Genomic DNA, 16,095 nt, shown 5'->3' on the forward strand with positions numbered 1-16,095 from the left:
AGACACTGCAAAACCCTGTGGGAGCGGGCTTGCTCGCGAATACGGTGTATCAGTCGATATCAACATTGACTGACACACCACATTCGCGAGCAAGCCCGCTCCCACATTGGTTTTGCGGTGTTTTCAAGGCCAGTTATCACACAGTCCCAATTGGGCGTTTTTTTTGCAGCGTGGGGCGGGCATACTAGGCTGTCCCTTTCCCTGGTGTCGCCCGCCTCTATGCTTCGCGTCCTGATTGCCCTTGCTCTGACTTGCCTGCTCCAACCGGCCTTCGCGGACGAGCGCGCGCAAACCCAACAACAGTTGGACGCCACGCGTCAGGACATTGCCGAGCTGAAAAAACTGCTGGGCAAGCTGCAGGAAGAGAAGTCCGGCGTGCAGAAAGACCTCAAGGGCACGGAAACCGAGATGGGCAAGCTCGAGAAGCAGGTCGATGCCCTGCAAAAAGAGCTGAAGAAAAGCGAATCCGAGCTGCAGCGACTCGATGCGGAGAAAAAAAAACTCCAGAGCGCGCGCACTGAACAGCAACGACTGATCGCCATCCAGGCCCGCGCGGCCTACCAGAACGGTCGCCAGGAATACCTGAAGCTGCTGCTCAACCAGCAGAATCCGGAAAAATTCGCCCGCACCCTCACCTATTACGACTACCTGAGCCAGGCCCGCCTGGAGCAGCTGAAGAATTTCAACGAAACCCTGCGCCAGCTGGCCAACGTCGAGCAGGACATCGCCAAACAGCAAGCCCAGCTGCTGGTGCAGAAAAGCAGCCTCGACAGCCAGCGCGATGAGCTCGACAAGGTCCGCCAGGAACGCCAGCAGGTTCTGGCCAAACTCAATGACGACGTGAAGGCCCGCGACCAGAAACTGGCAGCCCGCGAGCAGGATCAGGCAGACCTGTCTAAAGTCCTTAAAACCATTGAAGAAACCCTGGCCCGCCAGGCCCGTGAGGCAGAAGAAGCGCGGCAAAAAGCGCTGATTGCCCAGCAGGAAGCCGAAAAAAAGCGTTTACGTGAGGCGCAGGCGCAGGCAGAAGCCAGCGACGACGCCCCACGCAAACCGGTTAAATCGACACCTGGCGCCCTGGTGTCCAGTTCGGGCGAGACCTTTGGCGGAGCCTTTTCGGCAACCCGTGGAAAACTTCCCTGGCCTGTCGACGGTCGACTGCTGGCACGCTTCGGTGAAAGCCGTGGCGACGATGCCCGGACCAAGTGGGACGGCGTCATGATCGGCGCCTCGGCCGGCAGTGCAGTGCATGCGGTGCATGGCGGACGCGTGGTGTTCGCCGACTGGTTGCGCGGTGCCGGGTTGCTGGTAATTCTCGACCACGGCAACGGTTTTTTGAGTCTTTACGGCCACAACCAGACGCTGCTCAAGTCGGCGGGTGACGTGGTAAAAGCCGGCGAATCCATCTCCACTGTCGGTAACAGTGGCGGACAGGACACGCCAGCACTGTATTTCGCGATTCGTCAGCAGGGTCACCCGAGTGATCCGGCACAATGGTGTCGCGCGCAAGGATAAGCGCGCCATCCAACTCAGGAGTTCGTTCGACATGCTGCATTTGTCCCGCCTTACCTCGCTGGCCCTGACGATCGCCCTGGTGATCGGCGCGCCGCTGGCGTTTGCCGCTCAACCGGCCCCGGCGGTCGCACCGGCGGGCACTGCTGCGACCACCAAGGCGCCGTTGCCGCTGGAAGAGTTGCGCACCTTCGCCGAGGTCATGGACCGGATCAAAGCCGCGTATGTCGAACCGGTGGACGACAAGACCCTACTGGAAAACGCCATCAAGGGCATGCTCAGCAACCTTGACCCGCACTCCGCCTACCTGGGGCCGGAAGACTTCGCCGAGTTGCAGGAGAGCACCAGCGGGGAATTCGGTGGCCTGGGCATCGAAGTCGGCGCCGAGGACGGCTTCATCAAGGTGGTGTCGCCGATCGATGACACCCCGGCCTCCAAGGCCGGCATCCAGGCCGGCGACTTCATCGTCAAGATCAACGGCCAGCCGACCCGCGGCCAGAGCATGACCGAAGCCGTGGACAAGATGCGCGGCAAGATCGGCCAGAAAATCACCCTGACCCTGGTGCGCGACGGCGGCACGCCGTTCGACGTGACCCTGGCCCGCGCCATCATTCAAGTGAAGAGCGTGAAGAGCCAGTTGCTGGAGTCGGGCTACGGCTACATCCGCATCACCCAGTTCCAGGTCAAGACCGGTGAAGAGGTTTCCAAGGCCCTGGCCAAGCTGCGCAAGGACAACGGCAAGAAGCTCAACGGCATCATTCTCGACCTGCGCAACAACCCGGGCGGTGTGCTGCAAGCGGCAGTGGAAGTGGTCGATCACTTCATCACCAAAGGCCTGATCGTCTACACCAAGGGCCGTATCGCCAACTCCGAGCTGCGCTTCTCCGCCACCGGCAAGGACGAAAGCGAGGCCGTGCCAATGGTTGCGCTGATCAACGGCGGCAGCGCCTCCGCTTCGGAAATCGTCGCCGGCGCCCTGCAGGATCAGAAGCGCGCCGTCGTCATGGGCACCACCAGCTTCGGCAAAGGCTCGGTGCAAACCGTGCTGCCGCTGAACAACGACCGTGCGCTGAAAATCACCACGGCGCTGTACTACACGCCGAACGGTCGCTCGATCCAGGCCCAGGGCATCGTCCCGGACATCGAAGTGCGCAAGGCCAAGATCACCAGCGAGCAAGACGGCGACTACTTCAAGGAAGCCGATCTGCAAGGTCACCTGGGCAATGGCAACGGCGGCGCCGACAAACCGACAGGCTCCGGCGGCAAGGCCAAGGCCATGCCGCAGGATGATGACTACCAACTGGCCCAGGCCCTGAGCCTGCTTAAAGGGCTGAGCATTACCTCCGGCCGTTGAGAATGGGTCTGCGCTTCATCCTCGTCCTGTTGTGCTGCCTGGCGGGTACTGTTCACGCAGAATCCGCCGGGTCGACGCCTCACAAGGCCTATCTAAGCCTGATCATCGATGACCTGGGGCAAAGCCTGCCCCGGGATCGCCGCGTGCTGGCCCTCCCCGGCCCGGTCACCACGGCAATCATGCCCGACACGCCTCACGCCACCGAGTTTGCCCGTGAGGCCCACCGCGCCGGCAAAATCGTCATCCTGCACATGCCCATGGACCCGGCCACCGGCCCGTTCGCCTGGCACCCCGAACTGCCCATCGAAGAGCTTGAGCAACGCCTGAACGCTGCGTTCAAGGTGGTGCCCTACACCGCCGGCATCAATAACCACATGGGCAGCCGCATGACTGCGCAACCGGCCGCCATGGCGTGGTTGATGGGTGAGCTACAGCGGCGTCATAAATTTTTCGTCGACAGCCGCACCAGTGCTCAGACGGTGGCGGCGCAACAGGCGCAGAAGGTTGATCTGGCGAGCGTTTCGCGGGATGTGTTTCTCGATGACGAGCGCACCGAATCCGCGATCCAGACCCAGTTGCAGACCGCGATCGAACTGGCGCGCAAGCAGGGTTCGGCGGTCATGATCGGCCATCCGTATCCACAGACACTGGCGGTGCTGGAGCGGGAATTGCCAAAGCTCAAGGCCCAGGGGATTGAGTGGATCGATATTCGGCAGATGATCAGTGTGCGCGGCAATCGCGCCATGATCGCCCATGGTCAACACGGTATTTACCGGTAATACCCAGCAACGACGTATACATAATTACCGCCAGGTGCCCTGGCCACGTCCCAATAGTGAGACTTCCAACAAGTCGCGACTCCCCGAGTTGCCTTTCGCTATCAGGACAGACTATGACCACCGAAAACGACACATTGCCCACCACGCAAATGGAAGTCATCCAGCATGACAACCTGCTGATCAACTTCACGACGGAGTTCAATCGGGTTCTGGACACCAGAACCCTGGATTCGAGTGCCGCCGGTTTCTGGCGGCCTGCACCACCCCCGGATGTATTGCCAGGCTACTTCCCCTTGGGCGATCTCGCTATTTCCGGAGATACCAACATCAATGGCCTCAGGGTCGCGGCCGTTGTTCGCGACAGCGGCTCACCAAGCGCCGACAACACCAAAGGAAAGGCACTCAGTCGGCCCGAGGACTTTGAGCGCGTCTGGACTGATTCTGGCTCGGGCGCCACAACGGACGCGTCGATATGGCGCCCGATTCCTCCCGAAGGCTACGTTGCATTGGGAATGGTCTGCTCCAACGACTCCGTAAAACCTTCGCTGAACGCTGTACGCTGCGTGCGAGCGGATCTGGTCATCGCTTCGAGTGTTGGGGAATTGATATGGAACGACGCCGGTAGTGGTGCCACGCAGAATTTCAGTGCCTGGAGAATTCAGCCGCCGACCGCAGCACCGGGAGAGATCTATTTCACCCCAGGCGCCTTTTTTGGCGTCCAGAGCCATGACAAACCCGCAACCGCCCTTGTCTACGCATTACGCATGCAGATCCCTCTGGAGGTAGCCTCGGCACCAGAGGCTCCGGAACTTTCCGGATACGAAGCTCCTTCAGCGATCGAAACCGGCAAGACGACTCAAGTGGTCAAACTCCCGTGGTTCGCCGTTAAAGACGCCATGCCCCCAATCGACCAATTACGGACGTCCTCAGTCTACCGCCTGGAAAGAACAGACCAATGGGTGCTCGTCGGGCATGGTCGCAACACAAGCGACAAGGCCCGGCCTATCAAATGGGCAGCCAATCGGGCTCAAGACACAATAAGAACGCAAGTCTTCTGCCGCATTTCCTCTATCGAAATCGCAAGTGCCTGGCCAATCGAGCCTGCCAGACATGTCCCGGCGATAGACTTCTCGGCAAATCTGAATGAACGCTTCACACACACCGAAAAATTTTCAGACAGTTGGTGGAACACGGCCCCCCGGGACATCATCGCCATGGCGGCGAAAAACAAAGCTGTGGTGGTTTATCAGATGCAGAGCACATACGTGTTGCTGCGCGAAGATGGAACACAAGTGGCCATCTCCATTGATTACACAGACGACGAAAGCCTGCACCTGAGCGAATTCCCGTCAGAGGACAGCCCCGCAATCACCCCGCAGCCGATGGAGCAATTGCCAACAGCTACAGATACCGCGCCATGATGTCATCCACCACGCCTTCCTTGCGCAGCTGATCCAATGCAGCCTGCAGTTTGGCAACGGTCTCGTCCGGCACGTCCTTGTTCAGTGCCAGATAAAGCTCGGCGCTGTTGAAGCGCAACACTGTCTTGAGCCCGGTCACGCCGTCCTGCCTTGCCAGGTAACGGCCGGCCGGGTCACCTGTTGCCCACAGGTCGATCTGGCCGTTGACCAGTTTCTTCGCATTGTCCTGATCGCGCAGCACCACCACCGGGTTCAAGCCTTGCTTGGTCAACGTCTCGGCAATCGCATCGCCCTTGTAGGCGCCGATCTTGTACTTGCGCGCGTCATTCAAGGTTTCGAGGGTGATCTTACTGTCCGCTTTGGCCAGCATGATCCAGTCGTCCGGACCGATCGGGCCCACCCATTTGAACAGTTTTTCACGATCTGGCAGCCGCGCCATGACGAACACGCCATAGCCAGGTTTTTCCAGGGTGAGTTTGTAGATCCGCTCCCAGGGGAAACGTAGCGTCAGGCTGTAGGTAATGTCGGCGCGCTTGAAGATCTCGCGGACGATGTCCGTGGCGATGCCACTGATGTTTTCGTCCTGGGCGAAGTTCTTGCCGTTCTTCGCCATGTTGTAGGGCGGGAAGTTTTCCGTCAGCAACACCATGTCGGTATCGGGACTGTCTTTAGCGTGTACCCCGCCGTTGATCAACAACAAGGAAGCGCTGGCAAGGACGAGAAGAAGGCGTTTAAGCATGTCTGGCTACCGAAATCCATGGCGTACCCAAGAGTGCCTTGAGCCCGCCATGATGTCCACTGGCCTGTATTGGATTGTTTAACGCATCACGATGCCACGATGGGCCATGTAGGCCTTGGCTTCCTGCACGGTGTATTCACCGAAGTGGAAAATACTCGCCGCCAATACCGCACTGGCATGGCCTTCGAGAATGCCGTCGGCCAGATGCTGCAGGTTGCCGACGCCGCCGGATGCGATCACCGGAATGCCCAGCGCATCGCTGATGGCGCGGGTGACGCCCAGGTCGAAGCCGTTTTTCATGCCGTCCTGGTCCATGCTGGTCAGCAGGATTTCACCGGCACCGAGACCCTCCATCTTCTTCGCCCACTCGACCGCGTCGAGGCCGGTCGGCTTGCGGCCGCCGTGGGTGAAGATTTCCCAGCGTGGCGTTTCCCCGAGACCCGAAACCTTCTTCGCGTCGATGGCAACGACGATGCACTGCGAGCCGAAATGCTGCGCTGCTTCACCGACGAACTCAGGGTTGAACACCGCGGCGGTATTGATCGACACTTTGTCCGCCCCGGCATTGAGCAGGTTGCGAATGTCCTGCACGGTGCGCACGCCACCACCGACGGTCAGCGGGATGAACACCTGGCTGGCCATGCGCTCGACGGTATGCAGCGTGGTATCGCGACCGTCGACGCTGGCGGTGATGTCGAGAAAGGTAATCTCGTCGGCACCCTGCTCGTCGTAACGACGGGCGATTTCCACCGGGTCGCCGGCGTCGCGGATGTTTTCGAATTTCACACCCTTGACCACCCGGCCGTTATCCACGTCCAGGCAAGGGATGATGCGTTTGGCCAGCGCCATGGTCAGTCCTCAGCCTTTGTACGAATCGCAGAAAGCTTGCGCTTCAGCGACATCGAGGGTGCCTTCGTAGATCGCCCGGCCCGTGATTGCGCCGATGATGCCCGGGGCCTTGGCGTCGAGCAGCGACTTGATGTCACCCAGGTTGTGGATACCACCGGATGCGATCACCGGAATGCGCGTGGCAGCGGCCAGTGCGGCAGTGAACGGTACATTGCAGCCCTGCATCATGCCGTCTTTGGCGATGTCGGTATAAACGATGGCGGACACGCCGTCGGCCTCGAACTGTTTGGCCAGGTCGATGACCTGCACGGTGCTGATTTCAGCCCAGCCGTCAGTGGCGACGAAACCGTCCTTGGCATCCAGGCCGACAATCACCTTGCCCGGAAACGCGCGGCAGGCTTCGGCGACGAACGCCGGATCTTTCACCGCCTTCGTGCCGATGATCACGTAGCTCACGCCCGCTTTCACGTAGTGCTCGATGGTTTCCAGCGAGCGAATACCACCGCCGATCTGGATCGGCAGGTTCGGGTAGCGTTTGGCAATGGCGGTGACCACTTCGCCATTGACCGGCTGGCCTTCGAAGGCGCCGTTCAGGTCGACCAGATGCAGACGACGGCAACCGCCCTCCACCCACTTGGCAGCCATGCTCACCGGGTCATCGGAGAACACCGTGGAATCTTCCATGCGGCCCTGGCGCAGACGAACACAGGCACCGTCTTTAAGATCGATAGCGGGAATAATCAGCATCTGGCAAACCTTCAAATTCGATTGTTCAGCTTCGCTCGAAAATCAGTTTTTCTCGAGCGCCCACAAGTCGCTTTCGATGCTTTCGAACCTCTCTTTGAGGTGCGTCTGCACATCGAAAATCGCCCTGTTGTAATAGTGCGGAGCAATTTCGCGGGTAAACAGCTCAAGGATTTCGGCCGCTTCGAACGAACCCAGGTCCAGTTCGAAGCGATCCTCCATGAAGCGTTTGATCTTGAGATTGGCCTCGTTCTCCTGTTCGGGAGTGAGGATCAGGATCGGCGGCTTCTTCTTGACGGCCATTTACCAGCGACCATCCCACGCCGCGAAGTTCTGCAGCAATTGCAGGCCATGGGTATGGCTCTTCTCCGGGTGGAACTGCACGGCGAAACGCGAGCCATCGGCCAGCGCCGCGGCGAAATCGACACCGTAGTGACCGCCACCCACCACCTGGCGCGCGTTGGCGGCCGCGATGTAGTAGCTGTGCACGAAGTAGAACCGCGCCAGGTCCGGAATGTCGTGCCACAACGGGTGATTGACCGTCTGCTTCACTTCGTTCCAGCCCATGTGCGGGACTTTCAGGTGTTCGCCGTCTTCATGCAGGTCCTTGCCGAAGAACTTCACCGCGCCCGGAAACAAGCCGATGCAGTCGACGCCATCGTTCTCTTCACTGCTGTCGAGCAAGGCTTGCATGCCGACGCAGATGCCGAGGAACGGGCGATCCTGGCTGACTTCACGCACCAGCGAGTCGAAACCCAGGCGACGGATCTCCGCCATGCAATCGCGAATCGCACCTACGCCGGGGAAAACCACCCGGTCGGCTTCGCGAATCACGTTGGCATCGCTGGTGATCAGCACCTTGCCGGCACCGACGTGCTCGAGGGCCTTGGCCACCGAGTGCAGGTTGCCCATGCCGTAATCGATAACCGCGACTGTCTGCATTACAGGACGCCCTTGGTCGAAGGCATTTGCCCGGCCATGCGGTCATCGAGTTCTACCGCCATGCGCAGCGCGCGGCCGAAAGCCTTGAACACGGTTTCGATCTGGTGGTGGGTGTTGTGACCACGCAGGTTGTCGATGTGCAGGGTAACGTTGGCGTGGTTGACGAAGCCCTGGAAGAACTCCTGGAACAGGTCAACGTCGAAGCCGCCGACCGTGGCGCGGGTATACGGAACGTGCATCTGCAGGCCTGGACGGCCGGAGAAGTCGATCACTACGCGCGACAGCGCCTCATCGAGCGGCACGTAGGCGTGACCGTAGCGACGGATGCCTTTCTTGTCGCCGATGGCTTGGGTGAATGCCTGACCCAGCGTGATACCGACATCTTCCACCGTGTGGTGGTCATCGATATGCAGGTCGCCTTTGCTGACGATATCCAGGTCGATCAGCCCGTGACGGGCGATCTGGTCCAGCATGTGCTCAAGAAAAGGTACACCGATATCAAATCGGGCCTTTCCGGTGCCATCCAGGTTGATCGAGGCTTTGATCTGGGTTTCCAGAGTGTCGCGCTCGACTGACGCCTTACGTTCGGCCATCACCAGCTCCGCAAAATCATTGGGCGAAAAAGGCAACCATTATAGGGGCGCGGGCGGGAAACAGAAACACGGGAGGTGATATCACTGACGGATAGAACCCCACGCCGTCGGGGATAGACATGTCCATACAAGCCATAGGGGCACACCACAAAACAAATGTGGGAGCGGGCTTGCTCGCGAAAGCGGTGTGTCAGTCAAGATTGAAGTCGACTGGAAACACCGCTTTCGCGAGCAAGCCCGCTCCCACAAGGGGTACTGCGTTTACTTAGTGGAACAGTACCGCAGTTTTTTGCAGCGTCACCCAGACACCCCACGCCAACGGAATGCCCACTGCCAGCCAGGCAGCGATCGCCAATGGTTTGGTGCCCGCAGCGGCTTTCCACTCCAGCACAGTGCTGCTGTCAGCGCCCTTGTCATGGCCCAGCGCCTGCTCGGCAGCCAGTTCCGCGTCGGTCATGAAGTACTTGTCGGCCACCGGCCGCACCAGCAGGTTGCAGATGAAACCCAGCACCAGCAGGCCCGCCAGGATGTACAGCGTGATGTCGTAAGCCGCGGCACGTTCTACGCCGATGCTCAGCTGATACTCACGCAGGTAGTTCACCAGCACCGGGCCCAACACGCCCGCCGCCGCCCATGCCGTCAGCAGGCGACCGTGGATCGCACCAACCATTTGCGTACCGAACAGGTCCGCCAGGTAAGCCGGAACGGTGGCAAAACCGCCGCCGTACATCGACAGGATGACGCAGAACGCCGCCACGAACAGCGCGACGCTGCCCAGATGACCGAGGTTCGGGATCAGTGCATACAGCGCGAAGCCCAGGGCAAAGAACACGAAGTAGGTGTTTTTACGGCCCAGGTAATCCGAGAACGAGGCCCAGAAGAACCGGCCGCCGATGTTGAACAGGCTCAGCAAACCGGTGAAACCGGCGGCAATTGCGGCGATCGAGGCCAGTTGCCCCGCATCCAGCTGACCGAACGCCAGGTCATTGCCCAGCAGCTTGCCGCCGAACACTTCCTGCAACAGTGGCGAGGCCATGCCGAGGATGCCGATACCGGCCGATACGTTCAGGCACAGCACCAGCCACACCAGGCGAAATTGTGGTGTTTTCCAGGCCACGTTCACGTGGACGTGACGGTTGGTGATCATCGCGTTCGAGGCTTTTTTCGCCGGGGCGGTCCAGCCTTCAGGCTTCCAGCCGGTTGGCGGCACGCGATAGGACAGTGCGCCACCGATCATGAACACGAAGTAGATCGCAGCCATCGCCACGAAGCTCTGCCATACGCCCACGCCGTCTGCCGAACCGAAGTGGCTCATCAAGGCTGTCGCCAGGGGGGCGCCGACCATCGCGCCACCGCCAAAGCCCATGATCGCCATGCCGGTCGCCATGCCGCGCTTGTCCGGGAACCACTTGATCAGGGTCGACACCGGTGAGATGTAGCCCAGGCCCAGGCCGATACCACCGATGACGCCGGAACCAATCCACATCAGCCAGATCTGGTGCGTGTAGATACCCAGCGCCGAAATCAGCAAGCCGCCACACCAGCACAGTGCCGACACAACGCCGGCCTTGCGCGGCCCGGCATGTTCCAGCCAGCCGCCCCAGATGGCTGCCGAGCAACCCAGGAAAATGAAGAACAGGGTGTAGATCCAGCCGAGCATCGAGATCGGCCAGTCGCATTGGGACGAAAAGACCTGAGCGATGAAGCTCATGTCCGGCGCGCAGGCTACCGCCTTCGAAATACCCAAGGCCTTGGACAGTGGCAGCCAGAACACCGAGAAGCCGTAGGCCATGCCGATGCAGAGGTGGATGGCCAGGGCGGCCGGTGGCACCAGCCAGCGGTTGAAACCGGGCTTGGCGATGATGCGTTCCTTGGACAGGAACGCGGGCTGGCCGGCATAGCCGTCCGCCGTGATACTCGTGGTCATTGTGTATCCCCCAATTATTAGTATGGTTCGCCAGGCACTCTTCACCTCAGCCTTGATGCACGCAGGCATGACTGTCTTTTTGAGGGTGAAGCTCCATTTTGGTGCGACATCCGGTCGCAGAAGGACCGACGAACGGGCGAAGGTTACCACTTGCACGTGACAGAAAAACCAAACTGATATCACGTTTTGTACGTTATCTGATCTCTCGTGCCGTAGGCGCTGCCGAAAGCTGCGAACATTTGATCTTCTGATACATCTGGAAAAGTCGAAGAATCGCCGTCTTCGGCAGCCCCACACAACCTCACAGGATTCTCCATGCCCATCGTTGTCGAGTCGCTGAACGAAGCCACCTGCCAGGATCAGCAAGATCTGCAAAAAATCTACCGGGACGCGCCACCGTGGCTGTTTGTGCCGTTCACTGGGGATGCGCAGCTGATCGAGGCCTGTCTACTGGACGGTTCGTTGATCGCCGGGCGCTTCAATGATCGACTGCTAGGCGCGGCACGCCTGCAACGACAGCCAGACGTGTGGCATCTGTCTCAATTATGCGTACGAAAAATTACCCGCCGCCGCGGAGTCGCGGAGCGACTGGTCCGTGAAGCGCAGACCATGGCCGCGCAAGCGGGTGCCACCCTGCACCTGCTGGCGCCCGTCGGTCACCTGGAAGCCCAGGCATTGGCGGCGAAGTTGAACGTGCCGCTGGATGCCCTGTCCGAGTGATCGCTGACCGATCGTCCGTTTTGCAGCGCTATACTCCTCGGCTAAATTTCGAATTCGACTAACTACAAGGACTCGCCCATGAAAGCGTTCGGCAAAATCCTGGGTCTGGTACTTCTCGGGTTGTTGCTGATCATTGTGGCGCTGGGCTTTGCCCTGACCCACCTCTTCGATCCCAACGACTACAAAGACGAGATCCGCCAGATTGCCCGCGACAAGGCCCACATCGAGCTGACGCTCAATGGCGATATCGGCTGGAGCCTGTTCCCGTGGCTGGGCCTGGAGTTGCACGACGCCGGCGTGGCGACCCTGGCCAAGCCGGCCGAACCGTTCGCTGATTTGCAGATGCTCGGCCTGTCGGTCCGCGTGCTGCCTCTGCTGCGTCGTGAAGTACAGATGAGCGACGTACGTGTCGAAGGCCTGAACCTGCGCCTGAACCGCGACAAGGATGGCCATGGCAACTGGGAAGACATCGGCAAGGTGCCGGCCACTGCGAACGCCCCTGGCACAGCTCCCGCGGCCGGCGAGCCTGAGCCGCAGACCACCGCTAAAGTCGAAAAACCAGCCCAGCCCATTCGCCTGGACATCGACAGCCTGACCGTCAACAACGCCCGGGTCGAATACAGCGACGAGAAAACCGGCAGGCAGTTCAGCGCGGAAAGCATTCAACTGAGTACAGGTCCGGTGCATGACTCCACCAACATCCCGGTCAAGCTCACCGCGTTCCTGGGCACCAACCAGCCGGTGCTGCGGGTCCGCACCGAGCTCAATGGCGAACTGCGCTTCGAACGCGCCTTGCAGCGCTACAAGCTTGAAGACATGAAACTCTCCGGTGAAGTCGCCGGCGATCCGCTGCAAGGCAAGACCATGACCTTCGCCGCCCAGGGCCAGCTGTTGCTGGACAAGGCCGCCAACGTGGCTGAATGGACCGGCATCAAAATCTCCGCCAACCAGCTGCGCGCACTGGGTGAGCTGAAGGTCAATGACCTCGACAAGACCCCGCAGGTCAGCGGCGGCCTGTCGATCGCCCAGTTCGATCTGGCGAAATTCGTCGACAGCATCGGCCAAAAACTCCCGGCAATGGCCGAAGGCAGCCTGAGCAAGGTCGAACTGGCCAGCCGCCTGTCAGGCACGCCCACCAGCCTCACGCTGGATGACATCAACCTGAAAGTCGACGACAGCACTTTCACTGGCCGCATCGCCGTCGAAGACTTCGCCAAACAATCCCTGCGCGCCACCCTCAAGGCCGACACCTTCAACGTCGACCGTTACTTGGCGCCGAAATCGGCCGAGGCCAACAGCGCGAAACAAGTGCGTCAGGCCGAAGTCGCCAGCACCGAAGCCGACGCCATGGCAGGTGCCGGCAGCACACCACTGCCGCCAGCACCGACCAAGGAGGCGTGGAGCAATGAGCGTTTGTTGCCGGTGGAGCGCCTGAGCAAACTGGATGTGGACGCTGACCTGACCTTCGGCCAGTTGACCCTGGAAAAACTGCCGATCCATAACGCCACGCTCAAGGCCAACGGCCAGGGCGGATTGCTGACGTTGGCGAACCTGAGCGGCGACCTGTACGAAGGCAACTTCGAAGCCAAAGGCACCCTGGATGTGCGCCAGCAGGCACCAGTGCTGAGTATGCAGACACAGATCAGCCGCGTGCCGGTGGAAAAAATCCTCGAAAGCCAGGGCAAGAACCCACCGGTAAAAGGCCTGGTCACCCTCAACAGCACCCTGACCGGTAGCGGCAACAGTCAAAAAGCGCTGATCGAGACCCTCAACGGCAATGCCGGTTTCGTCATCAACAATGGCGTGCTGCTCAATGCCAACCTCGAACAACAGCTGTGCAAAGGCATCGCCACGCTCAACCGAAAAGCCCTCAGTGGCGAGCCTCGGGGCAAGGACACGCCCTTCCAGGAACTCAAGGGCAACCTGAATTTCCGTAACGGTGTCGCCAGCAACCCGGACTTGAAAGTGCGTATCCCTGGCATGACCGTCAACGGCGACGGCGATGTCGATTTGCGCGTCCTGGGCATGGATTACCGCGTAGGCATCATCGTCGAAGGCGACAAGAGCGACATGCCGGACCCGGCTTGCCAGGTTGGCGAGAAATTCGTCGGCATCGAATGGCCGCTGCGTTGCCGTGGCCCGCTGGAATTGGGCGCCAAGGCCTGCCGACTGGACAACGAGCGCATGGGTCAGGTCGCAAGCAAACTGGCTGGCGAGCGGATCAGCGAGAAAATCGACGAAAAACTGGGTGACAAGGTGAGTCCAGAACTCAAGGACGCACTCAAGGGGCTGTTCAAGCGATGAAAGCCGAGCAGTTTTCAACGGCGGTGCTGGACTGGTTCGACCGCCACGGCCGTCACGATTTGCCCTGGCAGCAGGGCATCAACCCCTATCGGGTGTGGGTCTCGGAAATCATGCTGCAGCAAACCCAGGTCAGCACGGTGCTGAACTACTTCGACCGCTTCATGGCTTCGCTGCCAACAGTCGAAGCCCTGGCCGCTGCGCCGGAGGATGAAGTCCTGCATTTGTGGACAGGGCTGGGTTATTACACCCGCGCGCGCAATCTGCAGAAGACCGCGAAGATCGTCGTCGAGCAGTACGGCGGCGAATTCCCCCGGGACGTGGAAAAACTCACTGACCTGCCAGGCATCGGCCTGTCCACCGCCGGCGCCATTGCCAGCATCAGCATGGGCCTGCGTGCACCGATCCTCGACGGCAACGTTAAACGGGTGCTGGCGCGCTTTACTGCACAAGAGGGCTACCCCGGCGAGCCGAAGGTCGCCAAACAGCTCTGGGCGAATGCTGAGCGCTTTACGCCGCATGATCGGGTCAACGCCTACACCCAGGCCATGATGGATCTGGGCGCGACGCTCTGCACCCGCAGCAAACCGAGCTGCCTGCTCTGCCCGCTGGAAAAAGGCTGCGAGGCGCACATGCTCGGCCTGGAAACCCGTTACCCGATCCCCAAGCCGCGCAAGGCCATCCCGCAGAAGCGCACACTGATGCCAATGCTCACCAACGGTGAAGGCGCGATCCTGCTTTATCGTCGCCCTTCCACGGGACTATGGGGCGGCCTGTGGAGCCTGCCGGAACTCGACGACCTCGACGACCTGCAACACCTGGCTTCGCAACACTCGCTGGAACTCGGCCCCCGGCAGGCGCTGCCGAGCCTGGTGCACACCTTCAGCCATTTTCAGTTATCCATCGAACCCTGGCTGGTTCAGGTCCAGGAGGCCGGCCATCACGTGGCCGAGGCCGACTGGCTCTGGTATAACCTCGCCACCCCGCCGCGCCTGGGCCTCGCCGCCCCGGTCAAGACCTTGCTCGAACGCGCGGCCGTCGTATTGAACGCAGGAGAGTCGTCATGACCCGCACCATCATGTGCCGCAAGTACAAAGAAGAATTGCCCGCCCTGGAGCGTGCGCCTTTCCCTGGCGCCAAAGGCCAGGACATTTTTGACCACGTCTCGGCCAAGGCCTGGGCCGACTGGCAAAAGCACCAGACCCTGCTGATCAACGAAAAACGCTTGAACATGATGAACGCCGAAGATCGCAAATATCTTCAGGGCGAGATGGACAAGTTCTTCTCCGGCGAGGATTACGCCAAGGCCGAAGGCTACGTGCCGCCTGCCGAGTAACCCCGTGAAATCGGGGGTTGGATCGTAAGCGACGGTAATAATTAAATATTTTTTGAAAACTTGCTTGACGACCCCCTGAAAAACCCGTTTAATGCGCCCCGTTGCCCAGATAGCTCAGTCGGTAGAGCAGGGGATTGAAAATCCCCGTGTCGGCGGTTCGATTCCGTCTCTGGGCACCAAATACCGAAAACCCTGAATCGCAAGATTCAGGGTTTTTTTATGCCCGCCGTTTCATGGCAACCGCATCCAGCCTCTTCCACGGGCCACAAAAAACCCGCAATCCTTGTACCGGGATCGCTTGTGGTGAGCATCGTCTTCGAGCGCGAAGGATGGTTATTGCTCGTCATTCCAGTGAAAGACAAGATTGCGCGCGGTGCCGCTACCGACATCCGCCGTGTCCCGCCGCTCGACACCCTTACGTGTCGCGACCACCGTGTATTTGCCGGGAGGCAACTGGGCGTACACCAGCGGACCGGCCTGACTCAGCGTCAACACCGCTTGGCCTGGCGCTTTCTCCACGGTCACATCCACGTCAGGCACGTATTTGTTCTCCGGCCCGATGGAGAAGGTCATGTGCAGGTTGTAGCCCGTGGCTTGCTGGATGGCTTTCGACTCGTCCTCGCCGATCCCGCCAGACAAGTACGCGATGCCGTTCTGTTCCTGCCGCTGAACTTGCACGCCTGAACTGTCGACAGGCTCAAGGCTGGCGGACAGCAGCATGGCCGGAAACATCAGCACGCCGACGGTGGCGAGGGGCAACATCAGTGAATGGACGCTCTTCATGATGACGACTCCCGGATTCTTCAGAACCCAATCGTTGTTCAATTGGGATTTCAGCGGGAGCGGTCCCGTTTCAGATCAATTTGTACTTGGGTTCA

The 16,095-nt window shown here is 60.2% G+C and carries 16 protein-coding genes and 1 tRNA gene; 9 read left to right on the forward strand and 8 right to left on the reverse strand.

The annotated features are described in order from the left end of the window. Window positions 1-219: 219 nt before the first annotated feature. The 4 genes from F8N66_RS20590 (at window position 220) to F8N66_RS20605 (ending at window position 5,066) form a co-directional block, all read left to right on the forward strand. A complete protein-coding gene (locus F8N66_RS20590; RefSeq protein ID WP_150771936.1) occupies window positions 220-1,515 on the forward strand; it encodes a murein hydrolase activator EnvC family protein in 1,296 nt (431 codons plus the stop codon). Window positions 1,516-1,546: 31 nt separating this feature from the next. Then, window positions 1,547-2,866 carry a S41 family peptidase gene (locus tag F8N66_RS20595; protein ID WP_150771937.1) on the forward strand — a complete coding sequence of 440 codons (1,320 nt, stop codon included), beginning with the start codon at window positions 1,547-1,549 and terminating at the stop codon, window positions 2,864-2,866. 2 nt (window positions 2,867-2,868) lie between these two features. Further along, the gene (locus F8N66_RS20600) at window positions 2,869-3,645 is read left to right on the forward strand and encodes a divergent polysaccharide deacetylase family protein (RefSeq protein WP_150771938.1); all 777 of its coding nucleotides are present in this window, start codon (window positions 2,869-2,871) and stop codon (window positions 3,643-3,645) included. A 113-nt stretch (window positions 3,646-3,758) separates the two neighbouring features. Then, the gene (locus F8N66_RS20605) at window positions 3,759-5,066 is read left to right on the forward strand and encodes a Vps62-related protein (RefSeq protein WP_150771939.1); all 1,308 of its coding nucleotides are present in this window, start codon (window positions 3,759-3,761) and stop codon (window positions 5,064-5,066) included. Here F8N66_RS20605 and F8N66_RS20610 read toward each other — a convergent pair. The 7 genes from F8N66_RS20610 to F8N66_RS20640 form a co-directional block, all read right to left on the reverse strand. Beyond that, complete coding sequence (locus tag F8N66_RS20610) at window positions 5,047-5,805, reverse strand: substrate-binding periplasmic protein (protein ID WP_150771940.1); 759 nt, start codon at window positions 5,803-5,805, stop codon at window positions 5,047-5,049. The genes F8N66_RS20605 and F8N66_RS20610 overlap by 20 nt on opposite strands. 78 nt (window positions 5,806-5,883) lie before the next feature. Then, window positions 5,884-6,654, reverse strand: a complete 771-nt coding sequence (gene hisF / locus F8N66_RS20615; RefSeq protein WP_150771941.1) for an imidazole glycerol phosphate synthase subunit HisF — start codon at window positions 6,652-6,654, stop codon at window positions 5,884-5,886. 9 nt (window positions 6,655-6,663) lie between these two features. After that, on the reverse strand, window positions 6,664-7,401 hold the full coding sequence (gene hisA, locus F8N66_RS20620) for a 1-(5-phosphoribosyl)-5-[(5-phosphoribosylamino)methylideneamino]imidazole-4-carboxamide isomerase (RefSeq protein WP_017336056.1): 738 nt from the start codon (window positions 7,399-7,401) through the stop codon (window positions 6,664-6,666). A gap of 42 nt (window positions 7,402-7,443) precedes the next feature. After that, on the reverse strand, window positions 7,444-7,701 hold the full coding sequence (locus F8N66_RS20625) for a DUF2164 domain-containing protein (RefSeq protein WP_150771942.1): 258 nt from the start codon (window positions 7,699-7,701) through the stop codon (window positions 7,444-7,446). Then, window positions 7,702-8,340 (reverse strand): imidazole glycerol phosphate synthase subunit HisH, encoded by a 639-nt coding sequence (hisH, locus tag F8N66_RS20630; protein WP_150771943.1) that lies wholly within the window; start codon window positions 8,338-8,340, stop codon window positions 7,702-7,704. It lies immediately after the preceding gene. Then, complete coding sequence (gene hisB / locus F8N66_RS20635; protein WP_024778052.1) at window positions 8,340-8,933, reverse strand: imidazoleglycerol-phosphate dehydratase HisB; 594 nt, start codon at window positions 8,931-8,933, stop codon at window positions 8,340-8,342. The genes hisH and hisB overlap by 1 nt, the downstream gene beginning before the upstream one ends. Before the next feature lie 265 nt (window positions 8,934-9,198). After that, entirely contained in the window at window positions 9,199-10,860 is a 1,662-nt protein-coding gene (locus tag F8N66_RS20640; RefSeq protein ID WP_150771944.1) for an OFA family MFS transporter, read from the reverse strand. Window positions 10,861-11,175: 315 nt separating this feature from the next. Between F8N66_RS20640 and F8N66_RS20645 the strand changes: the two genes are divergently transcribed. The 5 genes from F8N66_RS20645 to F8N66_RS20665 all read left to right on the forward strand — a co-directional run bounded on the left by F8N66_RS20645 (window position 11,176) and on the right by F8N66_RS20665 (window position 15,396). Then, window positions 11,176-11,580 (forward strand): acetyl-CoA sensor PanZ family protein, encoded by a 405-nt coding sequence (locus tag F8N66_RS20645; RefSeq protein WP_150771945.1) that lies wholly within the window; start codon window positions 11,176-11,178, stop codon window positions 11,578-11,580. A gap of 78 nt (window positions 11,581-11,658) precedes the next feature. Further along, window positions 11,659-13,884, forward strand: a complete 2,226-nt coding sequence (locus F8N66_RS20650; RefSeq protein WP_150771946.1) for an AsmA family protein — start codon at window positions 11,659-11,661, stop codon at window positions 13,882-13,884. Then, the gene (gene mutY / locus F8N66_RS20655) at window positions 13,881-14,948 is read left to right on the forward strand and encodes an A/G-specific adenine glycosylase (RefSeq protein WP_150771947.1); all 1,068 of its coding nucleotides are present in this window, start codon (window positions 13,881-13,883) and stop codon (window positions 14,946-14,948) included. The genes F8N66_RS20650 and mutY overlap by 4 nt, the downstream gene beginning before the upstream one ends. Then, window positions 14,945-15,217, forward strand: a complete 273-nt coding sequence (locus F8N66_RS20660; RefSeq protein WP_095192313.1) for an oxidative damage protection protein — start codon at window positions 14,945-14,947, stop codon at window positions 15,215-15,217. Before mutY ends, F8N66_RS20660 begins: the two co-directional genes overlap by 4 nt. A gap of 103 nt (window positions 15,218-15,320) precedes the next feature. Then, a tRNA-Phe gene (locus F8N66_RS20665) sits at window positions 15,321-15,396 on the forward strand. A 154-nt stretch (window positions 15,397-15,550) separates the two neighbouring features. Here F8N66_RS20665 and F8N66_RS20670 read toward each other — a convergent pair. Next, window positions 15,551-16,000, reverse strand: a complete 450-nt coding sequence (locus tag F8N66_RS20670) for a carboxypeptidase regulatory-like domain-containing protein (RefSeq protein WP_150771948.1) — start codon at window positions 15,998-16,000, stop codon at window positions 15,551-15,553. Between the last annotated feature and the right edge of the window lie 95 nt (window positions 16,001-16,095).

Source organism: Pseudomonas fluorescens (genome assembly GCF_902498195.1).
GTDB classification, from domain to species: Bacteria; Pseudomonadota; Gammaproteobacteria; order Pseudomonadales; family Pseudomonadaceae; genus Aquipseudomonas; species Aquipseudomonas fluorescens_BU.